The sequence below is a fragment of the Pseudoalteromonas sp. AOP7-A1-14 genome (assembly GCF_052376275.1).
GTDB lineage: Bacteria > Pseudomonadota > Gammaproteobacteria > Enterobacterales > Alteromonadaceae > Pseudoalteromonas.
In genome coordinates, this window is record NZ_JBQSVO010000019.1 from 26,396 (window position 1) to 38,013 (window position 11,618).

Annotated in this window: 8 protein-coding genes and 1 pseudogene; 4 read left to right on the forward strand and 5 right to left on the reverse strand. The window is 38.6% G+C overall.

Going from position 1 to position 11,618, the window contains the following annotated elements:
• Nucleotides 1–97: 97 nt before the first annotated feature.
• From ACT3RM_RS05320 to gorA, 5 genes are all read right to left on the reverse strand, one after another.
• On the reverse strand, nt 98–517 hold the full coding sequence (locus ACT3RM_RS05320; RefSeq protein ID WP_064668647.1) for a hypothetical protein: 420 nt from the start codon (nt 515–517) through the stop codon (nt 98–100).
• Nucleotides 514–2,601: an integrase gene (locus tag ACT3RM_RS05325; protein WP_441994632.1), complete on the reverse strand. Its 2,088-nt coding sequence runs from the start codon at nt 2,599–2,601 to the stop codon at nt 514–516. Before ACT3RM_RS05325 ends, ACT3RM_RS05320 begins: the two co-directional genes overlap by 4 nt.
• A gap of 9 nt (nt 2,602–2,610) precedes the next feature.
• Nucleotides 2,611–4,314: a hypothetical protein gene (locus tag ACT3RM_RS05330; protein ID WP_197182944.1), complete on the reverse strand. Its 1,704-nt coding sequence runs from the start codon at nt 4,312–4,314 to the stop codon at nt 2,611–2,613.
• Entirely contained in the window at nt 4,311–5,537 is a 1,227-nt protein-coding gene (locus ACT3RM_RS05335) for a tyrosine-type recombinase/integrase (protein WP_197182943.1), read from the reverse strand. Before ACT3RM_RS05335 ends, ACT3RM_RS05330 begins: the two co-directional genes overlap by 4 nt.
• A gap of 92 nt (nt 5,538–5,629) precedes the next feature.
• The gene (gene gorA / locus ACT3RM_RS05340; protein WP_441994633.1) at nt 5,630–6,988 is read right to left on the reverse strand and encodes a glutathione-disulfide reductase; all 1,359 of its coding nucleotides are present in this window, start codon (nt 6,986–6,988) and stop codon (nt 5,630–5,632) included.
• 129 nt (nt 6,989–7,117) lie between these two features.
• Here gorA and prlC point away from each other — a divergent pair, with 129 nt between their 5' ends.
• The 4 genes and pseudogenes from prlC to ACT3RM_RS05360 form a co-directional block, all read left to right on the forward strand.
• Entirely contained in the window at nt 7,118–9,169 is a 2,052-nt protein-coding gene (prlC, locus tag ACT3RM_RS05345; RefSeq protein ID WP_441994634.1) for an oligopeptidase A, read from the forward strand.
• 335 nt (nt 9,170–9,504) lie between these two features.
• Nucleotides 9,505–10,260: a class I SAM-dependent methyltransferase gene (locus tag ACT3RM_RS05350; protein WP_441994635.1), complete on the forward strand. Its 756-nt coding sequence runs from the start codon at nt 9,505–9,507 to the stop codon at nt 10,258–10,260.
• 327 nt (nt 10,261–10,587) lie between these two features.
• Nucleotides 10,588–11,136: a TnsA endonuclease N-terminal domain-containing protein gene (locus ACT3RM_RS05355; protein WP_441994636.1), complete on the forward strand. Its 549-nt coding sequence runs from the start codon at nt 10,588–10,590 to the stop codon at nt 11,134–11,136.
• Nucleotides 11,133–11,618 (forward strand): annotated as a pseudogene (locus tag ACT3RM_RS05360) (transposase); the annotation flags it as partial. The gene ACT3RM_RS05355 and the pseudogene ACT3RM_RS05360, both read left to right, overlap by 4 nt.

The following is an 11,618-nucleotide window of genomic DNA, read 5'->3' on the forward strand; positions in this document are numbered from 1 at the left end:
TTGTTATATGGCTTTTTAATTGTTGAACTTCATCAGGGTACATCTCATTTAACCTTGTTTCATTTTTTAGGCGATGCTTTAAGCAATTGAAGATATATTAATTTTTCTTCAGTAAAAATAACTCTGACTCAAGATCATTTATCTTTTTTAAGTGCTGGTGATTTGAAAGCGCTAGGGCATTGTGGGTAGAAGCCATTTGTGCCATTTGCTCTTTTAAGCTGGCTATTTCCGCTCGATATTTTTCTTTTAACCGTTTCTCGTTGGCAAGCTTTTCACGTAACTTAGTAACATCTGAGTTTTGCTGTGCTTGCTTTTTTGTTATAGCTTTTGATTTTAGTAGTTTAATTTTTTCAATGACGTCTGAGTAATAGTAAGCTGAGCCATTACCAAGGTTAGCTTCTTCCTCAACTGCAATGGCACTTAAACCTCGTTTGGCATCAATACGTACTGTATCGCCAGAAAGTATCCTGTCAATTGCGCTTAGAAGCTCTAACCTTGTATTCTCTGACTTACTCAAAGCTGTCTGATCTCAATTTCGGGTTTGTATGGAGTGTAGCTTATCTCAAAGTAGTCCATAACCTTTTCAGCTGCACGTAATTGCGTAATAAAATGGCTTAGCTGCGATTGAGATAGTTTAGTATGCTGCTCCATTTCAGTTATAGTCTCAACAATCCACTGATGTCGTTTTTGCCAAGCTTGTGCTTTAGTTTCGTCTATGACAACGTTCTCGCAGTTAAAACAGTTGGTTGGTGATACGACCTTTTCCATTCTGCATTCATAACCAGCCATGCAGTATGAGTGAAGTGTACCAGCAATAGATATTCTACCAGCAGATACTTGAGCATAAAGAGCATCCCAGGATGAGTATTTAACAGCGGTATCTTCTCTATCTTTAACAACATCTATACCTTTCTTACCATATAGCTTGTCATCTGAGTTATACCACTGATGCAATAGTTGTGTAGTGACTTCTCTATCTACTTCTTGAAGTAAATTATTGAGTTCTGAATCCACTTTTACATGTTTTATTTTGGCTGCTACGCCGCCTTCTGAGTACCACTGTGCCATTGGTAAATACAGGTGCTTGTATTGCTGCTTAATAGCGACGTCAGATAGTAAGTTGTAACGTTTGCCAAACACCGCAAAAGTTCGTCTGAGTTGATGGGTTGTAAAAGCCCAAGGCTTACCTATAACTATCTTTTGCTTGTAAGCGTGTGTGTTTAGGTTTGGATTTAGAAGTTTAAACTCTTCATAATCTTGCTCATTTACGATGGCGCCAGCCTCTTCTACTAACTGCTTATGATGAAGGGCAAAAGGTGGACCTGTCAGCATGTTTGGCTTTCTGCATTTCATTTGTTGAACTAACCAGATGCTTGAGGCTCTAGCATTTTCAACTCGGTCATCTGAGAGCATGAGCTGGGTTCTCATATTTTGTGTCAGTAAAGATGCTAGTTCTATTGCTTTTCCAGTTATTGGAGATGTCAACCATTCTGCTTTTTCCGGCACTGCGGGGGTCATTTTACTATGATAGGACTGAAGTGAATAAAACACTTGGTCTTTTAGTTTTAACTTTTTGAAACTATCAGGATGTAAGCTATAAATCTCGCTTCTTCTCATGCCTGAAAAGGCACCACAGATTATAAAGCAGCAAGTAAGAATATGGGAGTATAACCAATTGAATCTTCGTATATCACTAGGAATTAACTTTTCTGTATCGGCGTTGGAAATATAGCTTTTAAGTATATTGGTAGAAGTTTGGGGTTTAGCTTTAGTTATCTCAGCTTTGTAGTGAGGGGAATCAGATGTTAACCAATTCCATTGTCCTGATTTTATTTTGTTATCTACGGCCGCTTTACCAATTTCATAGTTTTCTTGCTGCTCGGTATGGATAGCTAATAATGTATCTCGAATAGGATAGTAAGTATCTATATACTCGATAGCCTTTGTGTATATGAGTTGCATCAAGCGTGATGGAATGGCATAAAATTGCTCGCTTTCTAACTTTGTAGGACATCCTAGCTGACGGCCTAATTCTGTAATTGATGTTGTTAAAGGTAATGATAGTTTTATGGGGATTTGGTTTCTTATAGCCTGAATCCAATTTAATGCAACAATGAGTTTGGAAATATATCTTCCACACATTTTAAGTGACTTTAAATATTCGCAAAACCTAGAAAACTGTATGGGATGGTTAAGGACACAAATCGAATCTGCTTTGATGGATTCTATGTATTTATATACTTGGGTTAAATTGATATTTCTCTCTAAAAATGTTGTGGTTTTTATCATTGCCCCTTGCCTTAAGGTGCCTACAGCAAATAAACCAAGGAATGCGAGTAACTTTTGTTCTTGTAATAGCGAAGTGGTTGTTAAATGTGTAAATGAAGCGCGTTTTTTAGAAACAATTTTTGCATCTACATAGTGTGTTAAATCCCATGTGTTATCGCCAAAGTAACTTATGGTTTTACCATTTTGGTCAATCATTACTGGGATTTTGTTTAAATTGTCCCAATCCTTATTTTCAAAATACTGTATTGCCTGTTCAACAAAAACAGTATTCTCTTTTATAATTTGTTCTGGTGCAGCAAGTAACGGTTTCATAGCATCTCCTTATAAAACCAAATTAAGCGTATCGGGCCAAAAAGGGTGACGGCCAATGGTATGTAGCTTCCGCTCAGCTTGCCTACGCACTTTTAAGTCGATACTAAAAAGCACTTGCTTTATTTTTCTTAGTACTCGATCAAAATTGTTTTTAAAGTGTGACATGTTGAGGTGATCTTCTTTGGCATCCTCTAACGCTTCATAAAAACTCAATAAACACCAAATATCATCAACTTCTTCAACCAGCACTTGATTTGGGCAGGAAAAGCAATTCAATAAGTCTGCACAAGCAAGGTGACTCATATCTACGCTATCGATAGAGGCCTTACGACGAAAACGATCACCAAGGTTGTCAAAAGGGTCTTTACATCCTGTACCTAAGGGCGTTTTTTGACCATTTCCAGATTTAGCATAACGGTTTACGAATTCATCATAGGGTAGTATTTCTAGATTCATTTGCTCAAGAGTTTGTTCTCGTGCTCTACTAATATCACCACATTTAATTGCATTTTCTAAGGTGTTAGCTGTGGCTTGAAGTTGGGCGTTATTTTCTGACTCGTTACCTCTGCTATAGTGCTTTCGAACTACATCAGGTGTATTATTGAGCAACATGGATGTTTCGAGTGAGTTTCCTGTGAGCGCTAAGTAATTAGATGCACCTGTAGCTCTAAAGCGTTTAGCTTCAGGCCTAAGTTGTTGACCATTGTCATCAGTCAAATCGAATATATTAATTAGCCAATTCATATTGGAACGAATATGCGTTGGGCACAAGGGCTTATTTATCCCGTTAAGACATTGATGAAGTAGTCTATTGGCATCTGGAAACAAAACGTGTGTAAGGGTGATCAGGTCATTAATAAAGTTTAGCGCATGCTTTGGAATGTCTGTGCTATGGTTATCGCCGAGCTCGATGGTAACAAATTTATTAGCTCTCTTCTTTAACGCTGTTTGCACAAACCATTTACCTTGCTGTCCCTTCTTTTGTGAAGCTTTGGGAATATCCATATCTCTTATCGTACTAGCGTTTGCCCATGTGTAATAGGCAAGTAAGAAATATGCAGCACAGTAACACTTGGTAATAGCACCACTTACAGGCACTTCGATTTTATTAAAAGAAAAGCTCGCGTATTGGTCGCTTCTCCTTGCTTGAATGTATTCTTTAGGTGAGGTTTGAATTTGCTTGGAAAGCTGAAAATATAGTTCTTTTAGTATTTTAATTAACTTTTTCAATTCAGATTCTGAGTATGCTTGAGTTGGATTTATTTGGCTGCGAAATAGTTTGAATTTAGAAAACCACTCATCAACAGGGTGATCTAGCATCTTCATTATTGTTCTTATACTACTTAACTCACCTTTTGCTGTGTTTGAACTTTTGCTGCCAATTCTAACGCTGTGAACTAGAGCTGTTTCAAATGCATTGATACCCTCTTTTGAATCTGGATTTACGGGAATACTGTCACAAATATTCACATACCGTGTAAATGTTCTAAAAAGGGTATTCATTGTTGTGTCAGTATACTCTGTATTAGTTTTGAATGCTTGATACCACTTAATAACTTGGTTATCTCGGCTAAGTAAAGTACCCCGGCGCATTTCAAAAAGTTTAGGCACTCCTTTGTATTTAAATCTTTGAAAGTCAGGGTATACAAATTGATCACCATAAATATTTAATTTAAGTTTAAGGTCGATATTTAAATTTGATTTGTTAATCACGAGAGATCCTCATGCTCATTGATAACTGACTCCATAACTTGATCTAAAAAGCAAACTGCACGTATCGATGCCTTGCTTCGGTTTATAAAGTTCAGGTATCGCCAAGTTGTTTTCTCATCTTTATGTCCCATCCACCCCATGATTAATGACATAGCATCGAATGGTGACAAGCCAACTTTTTCGTCTAAAAGGGACGCAAGGCGAAATGTACCGTAAGTTGCACGTAAATCATGAGTTCTATGCTGAAAGTGGGTATTTAGCTCATTGCGTATGTAATTACGAGTTAAACTAAAGTGACGCTGTATTGCATTGGTAGTATATGGTTTACCTCGATTGGTGATGAGTAATTCAGCAATAGGCTCATCGGCTTTTGCTTCTCTTTTTAGGCGACGTTCACTAATCAAGTAGCGATACATCCTGTTCATTAATAGTGTTGGAATTTCAATGGTTCTGACTGAGCCAAATTTAGTGAGTACACCGTTATGAGGTCCTATGCTAACTTGAATATGATATTTATTCGGGTCACATCTTTTCACTAGTTTAGCAGGGAAGGTACAGGCTTCTTCTATACGAAGGCCGCACATGAGTTGTAATAGTTGATGTATTTGGAACTCAATTGACTGTTCTTTGAGTGCTCGCGAATATAATTTTACTTCATCTTCTGTAAGAGGATTCAAGCTTTGTTCTGGTGTTCGCTTTGGCACTCGGATCCTCAAGTCTGAACTTCTAACAACATAATTACGATTGATATGCGCAAGCATCCCAGTCGTTTTGATGCTAACAAACTCTACTTCAAATGGTTTATTTTCCTTAGAGAAGTTAATTAACCTCTCGTAATATGCCCACTCGTAGAATTTAATTATATGGTTCATATATACAGCTGCTGTTGAACTATTAAGCTCACCGGCTTTCACTGAGGCCAAAAGATCTTGGTTTCGGAAAATATATGTGGGCTTATTTGATTTGATAGTTGGAAAGTCTTTCCAAGAGAGTTCATGGCTTTTTAAAAAGCGCCAATATCGACTTATGGCACGAACGTTTGAATTAATGTTTTTCGCGCGCTTAACGTTAACGAGGTGATTCATCCAAAGGTTTATTGGCATGACGTATTCACCATCTTCATAAAAGGTAGGAAAGCCTTTTAGCTGAATGCTTGATTTTGTTTTGCAAAAAGGAGTTTGGATCTCAGTTTTAAAATCATCTGATTGAACTATTGTGAGCATAAAAAGCTGACCAATAATTGTACGTTAATTGGTCAGCTTAGTTCGTTTTCCAGAGTTAGCAAATGTAAAGTTTCACTTTTCCAGAGAAAAATTTACATAGTAACAAATTCTTCTGCGCCTGTTGGGTGCAAGGCAACAGTTGAGTCAAAATCAGCTTTAGTCGCGCCCATTCTCATGGCAACAGCAAAACCCTGAATCATTTCATCAACAGTAAAACCAAGGCCGTGTAAGCCCACCACTTTTTCCTCATCACCTGTACACACGAGCATCATGTTACATGCTTGGCGATGCTGTGTAACGGCAGTGTACATAGCTGCAAAGCTTGATTTATACACCTTGACGTTCTCTTTACCGTACTGCGAAATTGCTTCTTGTTCGGTTAAGCCAATTGTACCAATAGGCGGGTGACTAAATACCACGGTAGGCACCAGGTTATAATCCATTTTTAAATTATCAGGTAAGTCTTTATTAAATAAGCGCTCTGATAAAGTACGACCCGCTTTAATCGCAACTGGGGTTAGCTCAATACCGTCTTCGATAATATCACCCACTGCATAAACGTTTTTAGCCGTGGTGTTTTGATATTCATCAACTTTGACATAACCTGCCTCGTTAACTTCAACGCCTGCTGCAGCAAGATTAATTTTATCAGTGGTTGGTGTGCGGCCAATTGCCCAAATAACTTGGTCAACGTTTTGGCTATAACCGTTTTCAAAGTGAATGGTTAAACTGCCATCACTTTCTTTAATTACTTCTTTAGGTGAGCACTCGGTATGCAGAGTTGGGCCTTCTTTAGCCATTATATCGACAAGGGAGTCGATAATGTATGGGTCAAAAGTACGCAGAGGTTTATTTTTTCGAACAAATAAATGTGTTTCTGTGCCAAGGCTATGTAGTACACCGGCAATCTCAACCGCAATATAACCTGCGCCAACAACTGCAACCCGCTTCGGTTGCTCTTTTAACTCAAAGAAACCATTTGAATCAATACCGTGCTCTGCACCTGGTAAGTTTGGAATAGTCGGGCGACCACCTACAGCGACTAAAATATGATCGGCGGTGTATTGTTCGCCGTCAACTTCGACTGTTTTGCTGTCAATAAACTTTGCAAAGCCTTTAATAACCGTCACGCCATTTTTAGCAAGGCCATTGTCATAGCCTTTATGAATACGGCTGATATACGCTTCACGACTTTCGACAAGTTTGCCCCAATTAAAGTCTTTAACCTCAACGTTAAAACCGTAATCAGGAGCGTAAAGATTAATTGCTTCAGCTACTTGGGCGCCATGCCACATAACTTTTTTTGGTACGCAACCAACATTAACGCAGGTGCCGCCCATATGCTTTGCTTCAATAAGTGCAACGTTAGCGCCACGCATTGCAGCACGATTAGCTGAACCTATACCGCCACTACCACCGCCAATTGCAATATAATCAAAATGCTGAGCCATTTTCTGTCCTTAAGTTTATTTAAAGGTATTTTCTTGATAATAACATAAGCAAGACCGCTGAGAAGCCCCTTGTATTTCATCAATTCGCCCCAACTTTAAAATCATATTCGCATAAATTTGAGAGCAATAATGACCGACTCAGTAAATAACCCATTAATTGGTTTAGAAGGCTTGCCGCCGTTTTCAAAAATAAAGCCTGAGCATGTAGTACCAGCGTTAAAAGCGGGCATTGCTGATTGCCGTACAAAAATTGACGAAGTACTTGCTAAGCAATCTTACACTTGGCAAGACCTTGTGTTACCACTTGAAGAAGTTGACGATAAATTATCGCGATTATTTTCACCGGTTTCACACATGAACTCAGTGGTAAATAGCGACGAGCTACGTGAAGCCTATGAGCAGTGCTTACCGCTTATCTCTGAATACTCAACATTTGTTGGTCAGCACCAAGGTTTATACGACGCTTACAATACACTTTATAAAAGTGATGAATTTAAAACGTTAACCACCGTACAACAAAAAAGCATTACTAATGCGCTGCGCGACTTTGAATTATCGGGTATTGCCCTAGAGCCTACGCAGCAAAAGCGTTATGGTGAGATAAGCGCTCGTTTATCTGAGCTTGCTTCAAAATTTGGTAATAACGTAATGGATGCCACGCTTGCTTGGCACAAGCATATTACCGATGAAAGTGAATTGGCAGGCTTACCTGAATCAGCTAAAGCACTAGCTGCTGATACAGCTAAAAGTAAAGAGTTAGATGGCTTTGTATTTACTTTAGATTTTCCGTCTTACCTACCGATAATGATGTATGCCGATAATCGCGAACTACGCGAGCAAACCTACACAGCATTTTTTACGCGCGCTTCTGATAAAGGCCCTAACGCCGGTGAGTTTGATAACTCAGAGATTATGAGCGAAGAGCTAGCGCTGCGTCATGAAATTGCCGAGTTACTCGGTTTTTCAAGCTATGCAGAAAAGTCGTTAGCGACAAAAATGGCTGAATCACCTCAGCAAGTATTCTCATTTTTAGAAGATTTAGCCGCTAAATCTAAGCCACAGGCTGAGCAAGAGTTGGCCGAACTTCAAGCTTATGCTAAAGATAAGCACAACATGGATGAACTTGCTGCGTGGGATTATGCTTATTATGGCGAAAAACTTAAGCAAGAAAAGTATGCTATTTCAGACGAAGTGCTACGCCCTTATTTCCCCGCAGATAAAGTACTAAGCGGTTTATTTGAAACGGTTAGCCGCTTATTTGGTATCAACGTAAAAGAGCAAAGCAATATTGATACTTATCATAAGGACGTGCGCTTTTTTGAAATTTACGATAATAACAACACCTTACGTGGTCGCTTTTATTTAGACTTATATGCTCGCGATCATAAACGTGGTGGAGCTTGGATGGATGATTGCATGGGCCGTAAAGTGCGTGCCAGCGGTGAGTTACAAACGCCGGTTGCTTACCTTGTTTGTAACTTTAATAAAGCCGTGGGCGATAAACCAGCACTGTTTACACATAACGAAGTAACGACGTTATTCCATGAGTTTGGCCATGGTATTCATCACATGCTTACCCAAGTAGATGCAGCGCCTGTTGCCGGTATTAATGGTGTTGCGTGGGATGCAGTAGAGCTACCAAGTCAGTTTTTAGAAAACTGGTGTTATGAAGAAGAGGCGTTGAGCTTTATTTCTGGGCACTTTGAAACGGGTGAACCATTACCGAAGGAATTACTTGATAAGTTATTGGCGGCTAAAAATTATAACTCAGGCATGCAAATGCTGCGTCAGCTTGAGTTTTCACTGTTTGATTTTAAAATTCATAGCGAATATAAAAAAGATGAAGCATGCCAAATTCAAGCGACATTAGATGCGGTACGCACTAAAACATCGGTTGTTAAAACACCTGACTTTAACCGCTTTCAGCATGGTTTTAGCCATATTTTTGCCGGTGGATATAGCGCTGGTTATTATTCGTATAAATGGGCTGAAGTGCTTTCGGCAGATGCGTTCTCTAAGTTTGAAGAAGAGGGTATTTTCAATCCAGAAACAGGCAAAGCTTTTATGCAACACATTTTAGAAAAAGGTGGCAGCGAAGAGCCCATGGAACTGTTTAAAAACTTCCGAGGTCGTGAACCGAAAGTGGATGCCTTACTAAAACACAGCGGTATTGCCGCGTAATTAAAGTTAATGATTACATTAAAAGCGCCAAATTGGCGCTTTTTTATTTGATTGGTGAAACTAGCAAATTTGAATAGGCTAAAATTAGTAATAAAAAGTTAAAGATACAGCAACGACTAATCGTTGCCGTTTATGTATACCGTTTTGGTTTTCACCTAGAGGCCAACTTTCTGTTATACAAATCAGAGCCCACTAATTTTTGGCAATTTAGTAGGTAAGTGTGAAACAGCTAACTAGAACACACCTACGATATTACTTTGCAAACCGGCATTGAGTTATTTTAGTGTCATCGTGATCTTGATATACTCGATGAGTGTTTATCGTCGGAGTTTATTTTGGTTATTCATAGTCCTTTTAAAGAAATACGTCCTTATCTTAACGAAATAGAAAAACGTTTTGGGCTTGAACAGTGGGCGGAAAAAACATCTGGCTTTTCACTTCATTATGACGACCTAGGCTTAAGTTTACGCAAAAGCGACGAGCCAAAGTTGGGCGCTATTACCGTTGATTTTGTAACCGGGGCTGCTGCTCACAGGCGTAAGTTTGGTGGTGGTAAAGGGCAATCGATAGCTAAAGCTGTAGGTTTAAATAAAGGCGCAACGCCGGTAGTACTTGATGCCACAGCTGGGCTGGGTAGGGATGGTTTTGTACTTGCATCGTTAGGCTGTAAAGTGATTCTGCATGAGCGCCACCCAGTCGTTGCTGCGTTACTTTACGATGGTTTACAGCGTGCTTATAGCGACGCTGAAATTGGCTCTTGGATGAAAGAATCTATGAGCCTAGTATTTGGTTCAAGCCATACCTTACTTGCCCAGTGCGAAAGTATGCCTGAGGTAGTTTACCTAGACCCGATGTTCCCTCATCGCGAAAAATCGGCACTGGTTAAAAAAGAAATGCGTGTGTTTCAAGACTTGGTGGGTGGTGACAGTGATGCCGATGATTTACTGGCCTTTGCATATCCTCTTGCTAGTAAGCGCGTAGTCGTAAAGCGTCCTGATTATGCACCATTTTTAAATGAGCAAGCCCCCAGCATGCAAATTAAAACCAAAAAGAACCGTTTTGATGTGTATGTTAAAGCGGCGATGGTCTAAAAATAACTTTTTAGTCGTGTCTTGAATTAGCTTAAAGTGTCGCTGAAACCATAGTTTGACATAATACAACCATAGCTTGACATAATTAAACCATACTTTGACATAAAATCTCTTATGTAAATAGAGATAAAAAATTAACCTCTTTAATATCAATTGGTTATTTTTATTTTAAATCATAGTGTGACATAACTGTTTTTTATTTGTATGGTATGTGTACAATGCAAATAAAAAATAGTTATATTACTCATGTATATACGCAACTTAAGAAAGCCTTCTCCTAATAAAAATGTATTCAAATTTGCAAGCACTAAAGTCTGTAGTGTAATCATGTGTGAAAGTACATTAGAGTTTGATGCATGTTTTCATCATGAATATAACGACTTGATAGAGAGTTTTGGGAGTCAGCCTGAAGGCTTTAAATATGAGTTTATGGGTAAAAGCTTACCTTACACACCTGATGCACTGATTTCGTATACGAATAAAACCCAAAAATACCACGAATATAAACCTTATTCTAAAATTGCTTCCCCACTATTTAGAGCAAAATTTGCTGCTAGACGAGATGCATCATTAAAAATGGGAATTGACCTTGTTCTAGTAACTGATAGGCAAATTAGGGTAGATCCAATATTAAGTAACTTAAAACTATTACACCGTTATTCCGGTATTTATGGTGTTAGTGGTATTCAAAACGAGCTACTTAGTTTTATTCATAAATCTGGAGCAATCAAGCTAAATGATATAAGCTCTCAGGTCGGTTTACCAATAGGTGAAACACGATCCTTTTTATTTGGGCTCATGCATAAAGGGTTGATTGAAGCTGACCTAGGCTGTGATGATTTAACTAATAACCCAACATTATGGGTTACACCATGACAGATTTTTTCGATGAATTTGATGAATCAGTAGCGCCACTCAAACCACAAACACCTACACAATATGTTAAATTAGATGATGCTAACTTAATCAGGCGTGATCTGGATACCTTTACAGATGATTTGAAAAGCCAAGCGCTAGAAAGGTATAAGCTAATAAGCTCTATAGATAAAAAACTTTCACGTGGCTGGACCCAAAGAAATTTAGATCCTATTTTAGATGAACTTTTTAAAGGGAGTGAGGAAATTCGGCCAAATTGGCGGACTGTTGCTCGTTGGCGTAAAAAATACATCGACAGTAACGGGAATATTGCCTCTCTAGCTGATAAAAATCATAAAATGGGAAACAGAACCAAGCGTATCGAAGGGGATGATAAGTTTTTTGATAAAGCTTTAGAACGATTTTTAGATGCTAAAAGACCTACTATTGCAACAGCATACCAGTACTATAAAGACCTAATTATTATTGAAAATGAGAATATT